The organism is Micrococcus sp. GPGPB33 (assembly GCF_037853785.1).
Lineage (GTDB): Bacteria > Actinomycetota > Actinomycetes > Actinomycetales > Micrococcaceae > Micrococcus > Micrococcus luteus.
Genome location: NZ_JAQMWO010000002.1, coordinates 1,204,484 through 1,220,716 on the forward strand (window position 1 = coordinate 1,204,484; position 16,233 = coordinate 1,220,716).

Annotated in this window: 12 protein-coding genes; 7 read left to right on the forward strand and 5 right to left on the reverse strand. The window is 75.2% G+C overall.

The genetic code is table 11. From position 1 onward, the window contains the following. Nucleotides 1-27 precede the first annotated feature (27 nt). Nucleotides 28-1,482: a glucose-6-phosphate dehydrogenase gene (locus POD19_RS05770; protein ID WP_083325339.1), complete on the reverse strand. Its 1,455-nt coding sequence runs from the start codon at nucleotides 1,480-1,482 to the stop codon at nucleotides 28-30. Nucleotides 1,483-1,650: 168 nt separating this feature from the next. Between POD19_RS05770 and POD19_RS05775 the strand changes: the two genes are divergently transcribed. Then, entirely contained in the window at nucleotides 1,651-3,549 is a 1,899-nt protein-coding gene (locus tag POD19_RS05775; protein WP_070709599.1) for a glycoside hydrolase family 15 protein, read from the forward strand. Nucleotides 3,550-3,577: 28 nt separating this feature from the next. On the opposite strand, the gene POD19_RS05780 is transcribed toward POD19_RS05775, so the two are convergent. Beyond that, a complete protein-coding gene (locus POD19_RS05780; protein ID WP_036316702.1) occupies nucleotides 3,578-5,824 on the reverse strand; it encodes a S9 family peptidase in 2,247 nt (748 codons plus the stop codon). Between the two features lie 103 nt (nucleotides 5,825-5,927). Continuing rightward, entirely contained in the window at nucleotides 5,928-7,418 is a 1,491-nt protein-coding gene (locus POD19_RS05785; RefSeq protein ID WP_036316717.1) for an NCS2 family permease, read from the reverse strand. A gap of 313 nt (nucleotides 7,419-7,731) precedes the next feature. Between POD19_RS05785 and POD19_RS05790 the strand changes: the two genes are divergently transcribed. Then, nucleotides 7,732-8,781, forward strand: coding sequence for an MFS transporter (locus POD19_RS05790; protein ID WP_340309368.1), 1,050 nt, complete (start codon nucleotides 7,732-7,734; stop codon nucleotides 8,779-8,781). A 21-nt stretch (nucleotides 8,782-8,802) separates the two neighbouring features. Here POD19_RS05790 and POD19_RS05795 read toward each other — a convergent pair whose 3' ends face one another. Next, nucleotides 8,803-9,276 (reverse strand): Lrp/AsnC family transcriptional regulator, encoded by a 474-nt coding sequence (locus POD19_RS05795; protein WP_036316705.1) that lies wholly within the window; start codon nucleotides 9,274-9,276, stop codon nucleotides 8,803-8,805. Nucleotides 9,277-9,465: 189 nt separating this feature from the next. Here POD19_RS05795 and POD19_RS05800 point away from each other — a divergent pair, with 189 nt between their 5' ends. The 3 genes from POD19_RS05800 to POD19_RS05810 are packed head-to-tail and all read left to right on the forward strand — an operon-like array spanning nucleotide 9,466 to nucleotide 13,207. Beyond that, the gene (locus tag POD19_RS05800) at nucleotides 9,466-10,668 is read left to right on the forward strand and encodes a thiamine pyrophosphate-dependent enzyme (protein WP_036316708.1); all 1,203 of its coding nucleotides are present in this window, start codon (nucleotides 9,466-9,468) and stop codon (nucleotides 10,666-10,668) included. Nucleotides 10,669-10,670: 2 nt separating this feature from the next. Beyond that, nucleotides 10,671-11,720: an alpha-ketoacid dehydrogenase subunit beta gene (locus tag POD19_RS05805; protein ID WP_036316710.1), complete on the forward strand. Its 1,050-nt coding sequence runs from the start codon at nucleotides 10,671-10,673 to the stop codon at nucleotides 11,718-11,720. Continuing rightward, nucleotides 11,717-13,207 (forward strand): dihydrolipoamide acetyltransferase family protein, encoded by a 1,491-nt coding sequence (locus POD19_RS05810; protein WP_340309369.1) that lies wholly within the window; start codon nucleotides 11,717-11,719, stop codon nucleotides 13,205-13,207. The genes POD19_RS05805 and POD19_RS05810 overlap by 4 nt, the downstream gene beginning before the upstream one ends. A 126-nt stretch (nucleotides 13,208-13,333) precedes the next feature. Here POD19_RS05810 and POD19_RS05815 read toward each other — a convergent pair whose 3' ends face one another. Continuing rightward, entirely contained in the window at nucleotides 13,334-14,194 is an 861-nt protein-coding gene (locus tag POD19_RS05815) for a phosphatase PAP2 family protein (protein ID WP_041104931.1), read from the reverse strand. A gap of 110 nt (nucleotides 14,195-14,304) precedes the next feature. Between POD19_RS05815 and POD19_RS05820 the strand changes: the two genes are divergently transcribed. Further along, nucleotides 14,305-14,991, forward strand: coding sequence for a hypothetical protein (locus POD19_RS05820; protein ID WP_036317999.1), 687 nt, complete (start codon nucleotides 14,305-14,307; stop codon nucleotides 14,989-14,991). Between the two features lie 80 nt (nucleotides 14,992-15,071). Next, nucleotides 15,072-16,145, forward strand: coding sequence for an o-succinylbenzoate synthase (locus POD19_RS05825; RefSeq protein WP_036318002.1), 1,074 nt, complete (start codon nucleotides 15,072-15,074; stop codon nucleotides 16,143-16,145). The last annotated feature ends 88 nt before the right edge of the window (nucleotides 16,146-16,233 follow it).

Below are 16,233 nucleotides of genomic sequence, written 5' to 3' on the forward strand. Positions count from 1 at the left end.
CGTGCGACCCACGGTCACTCCCGCGGATCACCTCTCCGGCCAGTCCTCCGGCCCCGAGGACCCGGCGGCGTACTCGTCGAGGGGCACCCGCCCCGCGTCCCACGCCTCGATCACGGGGGCCAGGATGCGCCAGCACTCCTCCGCGGCGGCGCCTCCCACCGAGAGCATCCGATCCCCGGTGAGCACGCCGCGCATCACCTCGCCGTACGCGTCCACGTCCTCCTCGGCCAGGTCCGCCGCGAGCACGCTGCGCTCCGCGACGAACGGGGTGTCCGGCCCGTCCACGGCCAGCTCCACCCGCAGGGCCCGCGGGTCCAGTCCCACCACGATCCGCTCCCGCCCCGCGGCCGCCTCCAGCCCCGCGGGCACCCCCTCGGGCGGCCGCAGCGAGAGCACGACCTCCCAGCGGCGCGGCTCGAGCGCCTTGCCGGACCGCAGCCGGAACGGCACGCCCGCCCACCGGTCGGTCCGGACCTCCAGCTCCACCTCGGCGAGCGTCTCGGTCCCGTTCTCCGGGTCCACGCCCTCCTCGGCGACGTAGTCGGGCACGTCCTGGCCTCCCACCGTCCCCGCGGTGTACCGGGCCCGGCGCGAGGAGGCGACCGCGTCGTCGTCGCGCACGCGCGTGGCCCGCAGCACCTCGACGACGGCGTCCTGCAGCGCGTCCGGGGTGAGACGCCGCGGGGGCTCCAGGGCCACCATGGCCAGCACCTGCAGCAGGTGGGACTGGAGCATGTCCTCGAGAGCCCCGGTGCCGTCGTAGAACCCGGCGCGCCCCTCCAGGGCCAGGGACTCGTCCGCCACGATGTCCACGTGCTCGACGTCGGCCGCGCTCCACACGCGCTCCAGCACGCGGTTGGCGGTGCGCAGGGTGAGCAGGCCCGAGACCATCGACTCCCTGAGGAAGTGGTCCACGCGGAACACGTCCTCCTCCTCGGCGATCCGCCCCAGCAGCGCGTTGAGCTCGCGCGCCGACCGCTGGTCCGAGCCGAACGGCTTCTCCAGCACGATGCGCAGCCCCTCCGGGCGGTCCTCCACCTGCTCGAGCGCCGCGCACGCCTCGGCGGCGAGGTCCGGGTCCAGCGCCAGGTACAGCACGACGACGGCCTCCTCCCCGGCGGCCTCGCGGGCGGCGACGAGCAGGGCGCCCAGGTCCTCGGGGTCCGAGGCGTCGGCGGTGCGCCAGACGGCGCGCTCGACGAGGCCCGCCCGTGCGTCGGCGTCCAGATCCGTCTTTCCCACGGCCTCCTCGATGACGCCGCGCCACTCCTCGAGCGAATGGCCGTCCGAGTGGGCCGAGCCCACCAGGGTCACCTCCGGCAGGTCGTGGACGGTGAGGGCCCGGGCCAGCCCCGGCAGCAGGAGCCGTCGGGTCAGGTCACCGGTCGCGCCCACGATCACGAGCGCCACGGACGCGGCGGCCCGGTCGTCGTCGGGTGCCGGGGATGCTCCGGCGGGGCAGGGGTTCTGGACGTCGGGCATGGGTCCTCCTGGACGGGGCGGGCGAACGGAACGGGGGAGCGGGGCGGGTGCGCGGGCGGCGGCCGGGAGGGACCCGGCCGACCACGCCATTCTCTCGGTGACGTCGTCGTGGGTCCACGCCGCGCCCTCGACTGGCCCCGCCTCCCCCGGGGTGATGGACTGCCCTGCATGAGCGCCCAGCCCCGCATCGACGACCACGCCTTCCTGTCCCACCAGCTCAGCGGGGCACTGGTGTCCCGGGAGGGGGCGATCACGTGGCTGTGCCTGCCCCGCTTCGACTCGGCCTCGGTGTTCACCTCGCTCCTCGGCACGCGGGAGCACGGCGAGTGGAGCCTGGGGATCGAGGACGGCGAGGTCGCGGAGCGCGCCTACCTGCCGGGCACCCTCGTGCTGCGCACCCTCTGGCGGTCGCCGTCCGGGGAGGCCGAGGGGCTGGACTTCATGCCGCTCATGGACGCGGACGGCGTGGGGGACGCCCAGGGGGACGACGGCGGCCCCGACGGGACCGGGGCGTCCGAGGCGGCGCCGCGGGCCGACGTCATGCGGCTGGTCCGCTGCCTCGCGGGACGCGTGCGCGTGACGCAGTCCGTGTTCGCCCGCCTCGACTACGGCGAGGTCGAGCCGTGGGTCTCGCGTCAGGAGGACGCAGACGGGGAGTCGTTCCTGGCCGTCGTCGCCGGCGGGGACGCGCTCGCGGTGCACGGGCCGGACCTGGAGCCGGTGGACGGGCATCACGAGGGCACGACGGAGCTGGTCGCCGGGGAGTCCGCCCAGTGGTGCCTGACCTGGTACCCGGCGTGGGGCATGGCCCCCTCCGCGCCCCGCGCCGAGGACGTGCTGGAGGCCACCGTGCGCAGATGGCGCGGCTGGCTGGAGGAGTCGACCCGAGAGGCCCCGCGGGCGGACGACCCGCTCGCCGATCGGGTCCAGCGGTCCCTCCTCGTGCTCAAGGGGCTCACGCATCGGGCCACGGGCGGCATCGTGGCGGCCCCGACCACGAGCCTGCCGGAGGACATCGGCGGGGTCCGGAACTGGGACTACCGCTATGTGTGGCTGCGGGACACGGCGCTCGCACTGGAGGCCCTGCTCGCGTACGGACACGTGGAGGTGGCGACGGCCTGGCGCGACTGGCTGCTTCGCGCCATCGCGGGGGAGCCCCACGAGGTGCAGGTCATGTACACGCTCTCGGGGGAGCGGTACATGCCCGAGCGCGAGCTCGAGCACCTCCCCGGCCACGCGGACTCCCGGCCCGTGGTCGTGGGCAACGGCGCCGCGGACCAGTGGCAGGCGGACGTCATCGGCACCGTGATGATGGCGCTGTGCGCCCTCCGGGACGCCGGCGTCCCGGAGGACGAGTGGTCCTGGCCGCTGCAGAAGCGGCTCGTGGAGCGCGTTGTCGCGCATCGGGAGGACCCGGACCACGGGCTGTGGGAGATGCGCGGGGAGCCTGCCTTCTTCACGCACGGCCGCGTCAAGATGTGGGCCGCGCTGGACCGTGCGCTGCACGCCGTGGCCACCCACGGCGTGCCCGCCACGGAGGCGGAGACCGCGGCGTGGGAGCGCCACCGGGACGAGCTGCGGGAGGAGATCCTCACCCGCGGCGTGCACGCGGACGGCCACTTCACCCAGACCTACGGCTCGGATGCGGTGGACGCCTCCCTCCTCCAGATCCCCCACACCGGGTTCCTGCCCCCGGACGACCCGCGCATGCTCGCCACCGTGCGGCGGATCGAGGAGGAGCTCGTCACGGACACCGGCCTGGTGCTGCGCTACCGCCCGGACGGCTCCGACGGGTTGCCCGGTGAGGAGGCGCCGTTCCTCGCGTGCGCCTTCTGGCTCGTGGAGCAGTACGCGCGCACCGGCCGCCTGGACGACGCCGACGCCCTCATGGAGCGGCTCGACGCGTGCGCGAACGACCTCGACCTCATGGCCGAGGAGTACGACGACGGCCAGGACCGCATGGCGGGCAACTTCCCCCAGGCGTTCAGCCACCTGGCGCTGCTGCGCGCTGCCGACGCGCTGGCCCAGGTCCGCGCGGGCGACGGGTCCGGGGAGGCCGGAGACTGACCGGTTCCGGGCGAACACCCCGCCCCCGTCACACCACGCGGCGGGTCGCCCCCAGCGCGGTCAGCAGGAACGCGTACTCCCAGGCGGTGTCCTCCCAGCCCTGGTACCGGCCGGACGCGCCGCCGTGGCCGCCGTCCATCTCGGTGCGCAGCAGGATCGGGGCGCCGCCCTCGGCCAGGGGCGTGGCCTGGTCGCTCGTCATCGTCCGCCGCAGCTGGGCCACCCACTTGGCCGGCTCGACGTAGTGCACGCGGGTGTCGTTCAGTGAGGTCACCGCGGCGATGGCCGGGTAGTCCACCGCCCGCACGTTCTCATACGGGGTGTAGGCACGCATGGCCTCGTACACGGCCGCGTCCTCGATCGGGTTGCCCCACTCCTCCCACTCGAGCGCGGACAGCGGCAGCTCCGGGTCGAGGATGGTGGTGAGCGCGTCCACGAACGGCACCACGGCCAGGCACGCCCGGTACAGCTCCGGCGCGAGGTTCAGCACCGCGCCCATGAGCAGGCCGCCGGCCGAGCCGCCCATGCAGGCCACGCGCGCCGGGTCCGCCCAGCCGAGGTCCACGAGGTGCCGGGTGGCGTCCACGAAGTCCGTGAAGGAGTGCCGCTTGGCCAGCTTCTTGCCGTCCTCGTACCAGCGCCGGCCCAGTTCGCCGCCGCCGCGCACGTGCGCGACCGCGAACACCACGCCCCGGTCCAGCAGGGACAGCCGGGCCACACCCAGCACGGGGTCCATGGACAGCTCGTAGGAGCCGTAGCCGTACACCACGCACGGGGCCGTCCCGTCCGGGTTCACGTCGCGGTGCCGGATCACGGTGACGGGGATCCGCACGTCCTCCCCGGTCACCGACGACGGCTCGGAGGCCGGCGCCCACACCCGCTCGGCCACGTAGTCGGCCGGGTCGTAGCCGGGCACCTCCGTCTCGCGGCGCAGGTGCACCTCGCCTGTCGCCGCCGAGACGTCCAGCACGCGCGCGGGCGTGATCCAGGACGTGTAGGCCAGCCGCAGGAACGGGGACTCGGCCGCCGTCGCGGACAGATGGCACGCGTAGAGCTCCTCGTCGAACGCGGGCTCGCGCCAGTGCGCGGCCTGTCCGGCCAGCACGGCGTCCAGCTCGGCGACGACGACGCGCGGGGTCGTCTCCCGGCGCACGGCCAGGGCGGCGTGGGTCAGGGTGACCATGACGCCGTCGACCTTCACGTCCTCGCGGTGCGGGACGACCGTGCGCCAGGCGCCGCGGTCGGCGACGTCCGCCTCGGCGACCACCGAGAGCATCCCGTTGGGCGCGGCGACGGGGGCGCCGTCGTCGTCCAGGGCGCGGTCGTGGACCACGAGCAGCCGGCGGACGCCGTCGGCGTCGGTGACGGGCTCGACGTCGGCGAGCATCCGCCACGCGCGGGGGATCAGCACGCGCGGGGCGGGCAGGGGTGCGGCGGGGTCCTCCGGAAGATCGACCACGAGGGTCTCGGAGACCTCCGAGTTGCCGACGCCGATCAGCAGCTGGGTGCGGTCGGCGACGCCCTCGAAGCCGGTCCACATGCCCGGGTCGGCCTCCTCGTGCAGGAGCACGTCCTCGGCCGGGTCGGTGCCGAGCACGTGCGCCTTGACCTGGTACGGCCGCCACGAGTCGTCCCACACGGTGTAGAACACGCGGGTGCCCGAGCGGTCGAAGCGGACGCCGTGGGCCACGTTCTCGACCGCGTCCGGCAGGTCCTCGCCCGTGGCGATCTCGCGCACGCGCAGGGTGAAGCGCTCGTCGCCGGTGTGGTCCACGGCGTAGGCCACCCGGGTGGCGTCCGGGCTGATGTGCAGGCCGCCGAGCGCGAAGAACGGGTGGCCCTCGGCCTCGGCGTTGCCGTCCAGGATCACCTGCTCGCCCGGCAGGGCGGCGTCCGGGGTGATGACGGGCGGGGTCCAGTCGGCCTCGAGGTCACCGGTGTCGCGTGCGGGCACGCGGCAGTGGATCGGGTACTCGGCGCCCTCGCGGGTGCGCACGAAGTACCACCACCCGTCCCGGCGGGCGGGCACGGAGCGGTCCGTCTCCACCGTGCGGGCCTTGATCTCGCCGACGATCGCCTCGCGCAGCGGCGCCTGGTCCGCGGTCACGGCCTCGGTGTACGCGTTCTCGGCGGCCAGGTGCTCGAGCACGCGGGGCTCCGCCTTGCCGCGCAGCCACTCGAAGTCGTCCTGGAACGTGTGGCCGTGGTGGCGGCGGGTCACGGGCTCGGCGGCAACGGACGGCGGGACGGGGGCGTGCGTAGTGGTCTGGGGCATGCGGCCCATCCCATCACGCCGCGCGGGGCGGGGCCGACACCCCCGCGCCGCACACGACGACGGCGGCGCACCGGTCCGGTGCGCCGCCGTCGGGGGTGGCGGGTCAGTTCAGGCCGAGCGCCGCCCGGACCACGCCGAGCCCGAAGTACGCGACGAACGCGAGCGCCACGAACCACAGCAGCGGGTGCACCTCGCGGCCGCGGCCCTGGCCCGTGCGGATCACCGCGTAGGCCACCACGCCGGCGCCGATGCCGTTGACGATCGAGTAGGTGAACGGCATGAGGATGAACGTGAGGAACGCGGGGAAGGCCGCGCCCGGGTCGGACCAGTCGATCTGCACCACGTGCTGGCACATCATGAACCCGACCACCACGAGCGCGGGGGCCACGGCCTCGAACGGCACGAGGTGGATGAGCGGGGAGAGGAACACGGCCGCGAGGAAGAACAGGCCGGTGAACACGGAGGCCAGGCCGGTCCGGGCGCCCTCGCCGATGCCGGTGCCGGACTCCACGAAGATCTGGTGCGCCGAGCCGGAGGCGCCGCCGCCCACGGCGACCGCGAGCGCGTCCGCGGCGAGCACCCGGTTCAGGTCGGGGATGGAGCCGTCCGGGTTCACGGTGCCGGCCTCGCGGGCCAGGCCCACGGAGACGCCCATCGCGTCGAAGAACACGGAGAGCAGGATCGCGAACACGAGCAGGGAGGCCATCAGCCCGCCCACGGAGGTGAAGGCGCCGAACAGGTCCACGCTGCCGAGCAGGTGCAGGTCCGGGGCGGTCCACTCGGGCAGGGAGGGGGCGATCAGGGACCAGCCCGTGGGCACGGCGTTCCCGTCGGCGTCCACGGAGGGGCCGATGTGGAACACGGCCTCAAGCACGTTGGCGAGGATCGTCGCCGCGACGATGCCGATCAGGATGGCGCCGCGCACCTTGCGGATCACGAGGACCGCGGTCAGCAGCAGCCCGACGACGAAGACCAGCACGGGCCAGCCCTCGAGCTCGCCGCCCGTGCCCAGGCCCACCGGGACCGTGGTGTCGGCGGCGTCCGGCAGCCGCCGCACGAACCCGGCGTTGACGAGGCCGATCAGTGCGATGAACAGGCCGATGCCCACCACGATGCCGGACTTCAGCGCCTCCGGGACCGCGTCGAACACGGCACGGCGGAAGCCGGTCACCACGAGCAGCAGCATCACGAGACCGGCGACGGTGACGAGGCCCATCAGCTGGGGCCAGGTGAGCCCCGGCGTCGTGGCGATGGTGATGGAGACGAACGCGGAGACGCCCAGGCCCGCGGCCACCGCGAACGGGTGCCGCGCCCACACGCCCATGACGATGGTCATGATGCCCGCCACGAGCGCGGTCACGGCGGCCACGGCGGGGATGCCCAGGGTGTTCCCGGCCGAGTCGGGCCCGGACAGGATCAGCGGGTTCAGCACCACGATGTAGCTCATCGCCAGGAACGTGGCGAGGCCGCCGCGGAACTCCTGGCCCACCGACGAGCCGCGCTCGGTGATGCGGAAGTACCGGTCCAGGGCGCCGCGGGCAGCGGCGGGGGACGGGGCGGGCGAGGGCGGCGGAGAGGCGGTGCGGGAGGCCATGGCACCAGCGTAGTGACCCGGTCCCACGACGATCGCGCGCGTGCCGTCCCGCTACGCTCGCGGGCATGCGTCCCCGCTCCGCCTCCGCCGCCCGCACCCGGGAGGCGCTGCGCGACGCCGTGCAGATCTACGCCCCCTCCACCGTCTACGCCGTCGGCCTGGGCGCCATGACGCCCGCGCTCGCGGTGGCGGCGCTGGCCCTCGGCCTGGACGCGGCGCGGGCGGCCGCCGTCGTGCTGCTGGTGGGGCTCGGCTCGCTCGTGGCCAACGGGCCGGCCTCGGCGCTCGCGGCCCGGGCGGGGAGCGGGTCACCATGGTCGTCTCCGCCGTGCTCGGCACGGCCGGCGCGGGCCTGGCCTGGGCGACGACGGCCGGGGTGTCCTCCGGGCCGTCGGCGGCGGGGGTGGCCGAGCCGGGGCGGCTGGCGCTGTTCCTGGCCGCGGTGCTCGCCGTGGGCATGGCCGGGGCCGGGTTCAACCTGGCCCGCCAGGCGTACCTGGCGGTGGCGGTGCCGGCCACGCACCGGGCCCGCGCGATGTCCACGCTCGGCGGGACCGTGCGGATCGGGACCTTCCTGGGCCCGTTCCTGGGTGCCGCCGCGCAGGCCCCGCTCGGGCTGGACGGCGCGTTCGCCGCGGCCGCCGCGGCCATGGCCGTCGGCGCCCTGCTGTGCCTGCGGATCCGGGATCTGCCGGTGCCGGCGTCCGGTTCGGCGGCGGGGGAGGAGTCCGCCCCGGCCGGCCGGCCCCGCCTGCTGGACGTGGCGCGCGCCCGGCGCGGAGCGTTGCTCACGGCCGGCTTCGGTGTCGTGGCCGTCTCCGCCGCCCGCGCGGCGCGCAACGCCGTCATCCCGCTGTGGGCCACACACCTGGGCCTGGACGCGGCGACGGCGTCGCTCGTCTTCGGCCTGGCCGGCGCGGCGGACCTGCTGCTCTTCTACCCCTCGGGCCGGCTCATGGACCGCTTCGGCCGGCGCGCCGTGGCGGTGCCGTGCCTGACCCTGCTGGGGGCGGGGTTCCTCACCGTCAGCCTCACCCGGGAGCCGACGGCGTTCGCGGCGGCGGCGGTGCTGCTGGGCATCGGCAACGGCTTCGGCGCGGGGATCGTGATGACCCTCGGGGCGGACCACTCGCCGCCGAACGCGCGCGCCCAGTTCCTCGGCCTGTGGCGCTCGATGTCCGACGCGGGGATGCTCGCCGGGCCGCTGCTGCTCTCCGGGGTGACCGCCGCGGCCGGGCTGGCCGTCGGCGTCGGCTCCCTCGCGGTCGTCTGCGGTCTCGGAGCGGTCGTGTTCGCCGCGGTGCTGCCGCGCGGGCCGGGGGCCGTGGCGGACCCGCCGGCCGTCGTCGTGCGCTCCCGCTGACCGGGGCGCCGGGCCGTCGGCTCAGTCGGCGGTCTCGTCCGGGGGGATGGTCTGCCCGGAGGCCTGGTCGTCGAACACCATGTACGTCTGCGTGTCGACGACGCTCGGCAGGGTCTGCAGTTCGTCGAAGATCACGCGGCGCAGGTCGGCGGTGTCCCGCGCGCGGACCAGCAGGATCACGTCCATGTTCCCGCCCACGAGGGAGACGTGGGAGACCTCGGGGATGGCCAGGAGCGTGGCGCGCAGCTCCCGCCAGTCGTGCTGACGCAGCTTCATGGTCACGTGGGCGGAGGCCCCGAAGCCGACCTTGACGGGGTCGACCCGCACGGTGAAGCCTGTGATCACGCCCGCGTCCTGCAGGCGGTTCAGGCGCGAGTAGCAGTGCGCGCGGGAGATGTGCACGCGCTCGGCCAGGGCCGCGACGGACATCCGCCCGTCCTGCGTCAGTTCGCGGACGATCGCGCGGTCCACGCGGTCCAGCGGCTCGGCGGCCATGGCTCCTCCTGGGGCGGGGCGGACGGGGTCGGCCACGCGGCGGCGGACCGTCTACGTGGCACGAGTCACCATAGCAGTTCGTCTGATGGAGTGCCTGGTTTGCCCCGGATCGTCTCGTGATCCCGGGCGGGCGAGCGACACATTGACCCTCTTGGGCACACTGAAGGCCACAGATCGAGAGGACCCGCCATGAGTGACCCCACCCCCGCCGTGCCCGGGGCCGCCCGGACCGACGAGGCCGAGACCCGCCCGAACGCCGGCGCCGCCTTCGGCATCTCCCTCGAGGAGTACCTGCTCCCCGCCGCCCGCCGCATCCAGCTGATCGGCGAGGACGGCACGCTGCTGGCCCCGGAGGAGCAGGGCACCGAGCCCGGCCACGAGTATCCCCTGCCCTCCGACGAGGAGCTGCTGGCCGCCTACCGCCACCTCGTCATCGGCCGCCGCGTCAACGACCAGGCCTACGCCCTGGTGCGCCAGGGCCGCATGGCCGTCTATCCGTCCTCGCACGGCCAGGAGGCCTCCGAGGTCGCCGCCGCCGTCTGCCTGGGCGAGGACGACTGGCTGTTCCCGACCTACCGCGACACCGTGGCCGTGATCGCCCGCGGCGTCCCGCCGCTCGAGGTGATGGTGGCCTACCAGGGCACCTGGCATCAGGGCTACGACCCCCAGAAGCACCACGTCTCCATCCAGTCCACGCCCCTGACCACCCAGATGCTGCACGCCGTCGGGATGGCCAAGGCCGCCCGTCTGCGCGGCGAGGAGGTCGTGTGCCTGGCCATGGTCGGCGACGGCGGCACCTCCGAGGGCGACTTCCACGAGGCGCTGAACTTCGCGGCCGTGTTCAAGCTGCCGGTGATCTTCTTCGTGCAGAACAACAAGTTCGCCATCTCCGTGCCGTTCGCCAAGCAGTCGGCCGCCCCGTCCCTGGCCCACAAGGCCGTGGGCTACGGCCTGGCCGGCGAGCGCGTGGACGGCAACGACCTCGGCGCCCTGCTGGCCGTGCTGGGCCGCGCCGTGGAGCTGTGCCGGCAGGGCCAGGGCCCCTTCCTCGTGGAGGCGGACACCTACCGCATGCAGGCGCACACCAACACGGACGACCCCTCGCGCTACCGCGACGACGCCGAGGTGAAGGAGTGGGAGGCGCGCGACCCGCTGCGCCGCATGACCGCCTACCTCGAGTCCACCGGCGCCCTCACCGAGGAGGTCTCGGCCCAGATCGCCCGCGACGCCGAGGACGTCGCGCAGCAGCTGCGCGACGCCATGAACGCCGAGACGGAGCTCGATCCGCTCGAGCTGTTCGACCACGTCTACTCCGTGCAGACCCCGCAGCTCGCCGCCCAGCGCGCGCAGCTGGCCGAGGAGCTGTCCCGTTCCGAGAACCAGGAGGCCTGAGCATGGCGACCCTGACCTTCGCCGCCGCGCTCAACGCGGCGCTGGCCGACGAGATGGCCGCCGACGACATGGTGGTGGTGTTCGGCGAGGACGTCGGCACCCTCGGCGGCGTCTTCCGCATCACGGACGGGCTGACCGCGCGCTTCGGCGAGGAGCGCTGCTTCGACACCCCGCTGGCCGAGTCCGGCATCGCGGGCATGGCCGTGGGCATGGCCCTCGGCGGCGCCCGCCCCGTGATCGAGATGCAGTTCGACGCGTTCGCGTACCCGGCCTTCGAGCAGATCGCCTCGCACGTGGCCAAGATGCGCAACCGCACCAAGGGCGCCACGCCCATGCCGATCACCATCCGCATCCCCTACGGCGGCGGCATCGGCGGCGTGGAGCACCACTGCGACTCCTCCGAGTCCTACTACGCGCACACCCCGGGCCTGAAGGTGTACACCCCGGCCTCGGTGAAGGACGCGTACATGATGCTGCGCTCGGCCATCCGCCTGGACGACCCGGTGGTCTTCATGGAGCCCAAGAAGATGTACTGGACCAAGGCCGAGCTCGACCTCGACCAGCTGCGCGCCGAGTTCGAGGAGGGCTGGGCCCGCGTCGAGGACAAGAAGGAGCACGGCGAGGCCTGGGCGCGCGCCGCCGTCGTCCGCGAGGGCACGGACGTCACCCTCGTCTCCTACGGCCCCTCCGTGCCCACCTGCCTCGCCGCCGCCCACGCGGCCGCGGAGGAGGGGCTCTCGGTGGAGGTCGTGGACCTGCGCACCGTGAACCCGCTGGACGAGGACACGATGGCCGCCTCGGTCGCCAAGACCGGCCGCGCCGTCGTCGTCGCCGAGCCGCAGGGCTTCGCGTCCGTGGCCTCCGAGCTGGTGGCCCGGATCCAACAGCGCTGCTTCCACTCGCTGGCGGCGCCCGTGGGCCGCGTGACCGGCTTCGACATCCCGTTCCCCGCGCCGAAGCTCGAGGAGCACCACCTGCCGAACATCGACCGCATCCTGGACGCGATCGACGACCTGAACTGGGACCTGGACGCCGAGGAGGCCCGCGCATGAGCAACACCTTCCTGCTGCCCGACCTGGGCGAAGGCCTGACCGAGGCCGACATCGTCCGCTGGCTCGTCGCCGAGGGCGACACCGTGGCCGTCGACCAGCCCATGGTCGAGGTCGAGACCGCCAAGGCCCTCGTCGAGGTGCCGAGCCCGTACGCCGGCACCGTGCTGACCCTGCACGGCGCCGAGGGCGAGACCATGGACGTCGGCAGCCCGCTGATCACCATCGGCGCGGCCGGCGAGTCCGGTGAGGGCTCCGCGCCCGCCGCCGGCACCGAGGCCCTGGCCGTCCCGCCGGCCACCGGTGCGGCCGCTGCCGAGGCCGCCCGCCCCGGCGCGCTGAGCTACCGCGAGGAGGAGATGGCCGGCGTCCAGCCGAAGCCGGACAAGGCCCGCGGCGGCGACGGCGACGTCGCCGGCTCCGACGACGAGGCCTCCGGCGCCGTGCTCATCGGCTACGGCACCTCCGGCCACAGGGCCACCTCCCGCAGCCGTCCGTCCAAGCGCGGCCGCGGCGCCACCCGCCCGACACCGGCCCCCACGGCCGGGGCCGGCGCCCCGCGCGTGACCTCCCCGATCGTCCGCAAGCTCGCCCGCGAGAAGGGCGTGGACGTGGCCGCGCTGACCGGCACGGGCCCGGACGGCCTGATCACCCGCGCCGACGTGCTCGCCGCGGCCGAGGGCTCCGCCCCGCAGGCCGCCCCGGCCCAGGCCCCGTCGGTCGCAGCCGTCCCGGCGGCCGAGGCCGCCGCGCAGCCGGGCGCCGTGGACGGGCGGACCGGCCTGGCCGTCGTCGCCCGCACCCCGATCTCGGGGGTGCGCAAGGTGATCGCGGACCAGCTCTCCCGCTCGCGCCGCGAGGTCCCGGAGGTCACGGCGTGGCTGGACGTGGACGTCACCGCCCTGCTCGAGCTGCGGGCCGCGCTCAAGGCGAAGGACCCGGAGAACGCGCCCTCGCTGCTCGGCCTGATTGCCCGCTTCACCCTGGCCGGCCTGCGCCGGTACCCGGTGATGAACGCGCGCATCGAGGCCGGGGCGGACGGCCAGGACGAGATCGTGGAGGTCGACGGCGTCCACCTCGGCCTGGCCGTGCAGACCGACCGCGGCCTCATGGTGCCGTCCGTCGAGCACGCGGAGAAGCTGTCCGCGGACGAGCTCACCGCCGCGATCAACGACACCGTCAGCCGCGCCCGCGCGGGCCGGGCCGCCCCGGCCGAGCTCACCCGCGGCACGTTCACGCTGAACAACTACGGCCCGCTGGGCACGGACGGCGCCACGCCGATCATCAACGTGCCCGAGGCCGGGATGCTCGGCATCGGCCGGATCATCGACCGCCCGTGGGTCGTGGACGGGGAGATCGTGGTCCGCAAGGTCACCGAGATGACCGTGACCTTCGACCACCGCGTCACCGACGGCGCCACCGCGAGCGCGTTCCTCACGTTCGTGGCGGACTGCCTCCACGACCCGACGGCGGCCCTCGCCCGGATCTGATCCGGACGATCCCCGCCCGCCCCGACCCCGGACGAGCCCTGCGATGTGGCGGCCATACCTCGCGGAAGGCCGCCACATCGCAGGGCTCGTCGCGTGGTGGGGGTGCGGTGAGCGTGCGGGGAGGGGTCAGTCCGCGCGGCCGCGGCGAAAGGCCGTGCCGAGCGCGCCCCACAGCAGGACCGCGGGGGAGGCGCTGAGCAGGATCCCGGCCGGCTCGGCCGCCGGGTGGGGGCCTGCGCCGCTGGTCGCGGGGGTGTCGAGGGTGAGGGCCAGCAGCGTCAGCCCGGCCGCCAGGCCCGCGACGCCCAGGGACCAGAGCGTGGCCTCCACGCCGCGGGCGCCGCGCGGTACGGGCCGCGGTGCGCCGTCGTACCGGGCGAACGGCACGGCGAGCAGGCCCCAGGCGGCGGACACGAGCGCCGCGGCGGCCATGTCCGACGGCCGGTGCCAGGCCTCCGTGTAGGCGACGGCGCCGGTGCAGGAGCTCACCACGGCGCCGAGGACGGTGGTGAGAGGTCGCCACCGGGCGGGCACGAGCAGCAGCGCGGCCACCGCGGCGCCCGTCGCGAGCGTCATGTGGCCCGAGGGCAGTGAGTTGCCGCCGGACCACGGGACCCCGTCGGCGTGCTCGGGCCGCGGAAGCGCCGCCTTGAGCAGCTGCGTGGTGAGGTTGGACCCGGCCAGCACGAGGAGGGCGAGCAGCCCCCGCCGCCGCCACCGGGCCACGGCGAGCGCGCCGAGCGAGGCCAGCGCCATGCCGACCGCCAACGCGAGCGGCAGGATCCGCACCACCTGGGAGGTCACGTCCGGCACGGTGTCCGCGTAGCGCTCCTCGACGGCGCGGAACACCTGGTACTCGAGCACCTGGCCGGCGGAGGACCACACCAGGGCGGCGTAGACCAGCACGACGCCGGCCACGCACGCGGCCAGCGCCAGCCACCACGTCCACGAGGGGAGGCGGCGGGGGGCGCGGGCGGTGGGGGGCATGGGTTCCATTGTGTCGGACGCGCAGCCGTCATGCAGGCTTCATCGGACGGTCACGCCCCCGTCGCCGTCCCGTCCTCCGCGCCTCTGAGCCGCCTGCCTAGCCTGGGGCCATGACCCGCGTGCCCCCCGCCCACGGACATCGCCCGGCCCTCCGCGACTCCACCGGCTCGGCTCACGGCCCGGGCGTCGAGCCGGGCGCCCGGCCCCGTCTCTCGGCCGAGGACCTGCTGGCCGCCCGGGACGCCCTGGCCCCCTTCGGCCGGCTGAGCCGGCAGGAGCCCATCGAGTGGGCCGCCGAGGAGCCCCTCGCCCCGGACCTGGCCGACTTCTACCGCTACGTGGGACCGGAGTGGCTGGAGATCGACACCCTCGGCCTGCCCGTGATGTTCTTCCCGCTGGACCGCCTGTGGGACGAGCAGGCCGGCTACCGGTGGAACCCCCGAACCGGTGCGCTGCTGGTGGACTGGAACGACGACTGGACCGTGGTGGCCAAGCAGGGCGCCGACCCGTTCATCCACGCGGCCTCCACCGGCCAGGTGCTCATGGCCCCGGGAGACGAGGGCTGGGAGGACCGCCTGGACGAGCCGCGACCGGTCTTCCGGGACCTCACCGAGATGACCCGCGCGCTCGCGGCCGTGGGCACGGCGTGGGCGCGCTTCGACGACCCGTTCACCGCCGACTGGCATCTCACCGAGGAGGTGACGGCCGCCGTCGTCGCCGGCCTGGAGGGGGTGCTCGGCGCCCACGACCGCGCCGTGGACCTGGCCCGAGCCCTCGGCTACCTCCGCGCCGTCTGAGCGTCGGCGCCGACACAGACAGTCCCACCCCGCCGGCGCCCGTCGGAACGGGAGCCGAGCGCCCTTCCTACACTGGCCGCATGAGCACCGCCCCCGCCCTGCCCCCGCTGCCCGGCGCGCCGGGCGGTCCCGCCCTGCCGAGCGTCGAGGAGCTGCTGGCCGACGCCGTCGCGGTCGCCCTGCCGATGCGCGTGCGGTTCCGCGGCACGGACCTCCGTCACGCCCTGCTGCTGCGCGGCCCGGCGGGCTGGGCCGAGTTCTCCCCGTTCCCGGAGTACGGTCCGCACGAGTGCGCCGCGTGGCTGGCCGCCGCGATCGAGGCCGGCTGGCAGGGCTGGCCCGGCCCGGTCCGCCAGACCGTCCCCGTCAACGCCACCGTGCCCGCGGTGGCCGCGGACGACGTCGAGGCCGTCCTGGCCCGCTACGGCGACGGCATCACCGCGGTCAAGGTCAAGGTGGCCGAGCACGGACCCGAGGGCGGTCTCGTCCCCGGCGGCCGCGAGGCCGACCTGGCCCGCGTGCGGCGGGTGCGCGCGCTGCTGCCCCACGCGCAGGTCCGCGTCGACGCCAACGCCGGCTGGACGCCCGCCGAGGCCGTCGACGTGCTCACCGCGCTGGCCGATGTCGGCCTCGAGTACGCGGAGCAGCCCGTGCCCGGCATCACCGCCCTCGCGGAGGTCCGCGCGGAGCTGCGCGCCCGGGGCGTCCCCACCCCGATCGCCGCGGACGAGGCGGTCCGCAAGGCCGAGGACCCGCTCGCCGTCGCGGCCGCCGGGGCCGCGGACCTGATCGTGGTGAAGGTCCAGCCGCTCGGGGGCGTGCGCCGCGCCGCGGCGATCGTGGCGGCCGCGGGGCTGCCCGCGGTGGTCTCCTCCGCGCTGGACACCTCCGTGGGCATCGCCGGCGGCGCCGCGCTCGCCGCCTGCCTGCCGTCCCTGCCGCACGCGTGCGGGCTCGGCACCGCGGCCCTCTTCGAGCACGACGTCGTCGCCCCGGCCTGGCGCCCGCGCGCGGGGGCCCTCCCGGCACCGGGGGAGCGGGCACCCGCCCCCGACCCGGAGCTGCTCGACCGCATCCGGGCGGACGGGACGCGGCAGGCGTGGTGGGCCGACCGCCTGCGCGCGGCCCACGCGGTGCTGGCCGCGCAGGGCTGACGAGCCCGCCCGGTCCCCGTCGACGCGGGGCATGTGAGCCGGATTACAGCATGTCGACGGGGCGAAATCCGGCGGCCGGGAAGAGTTC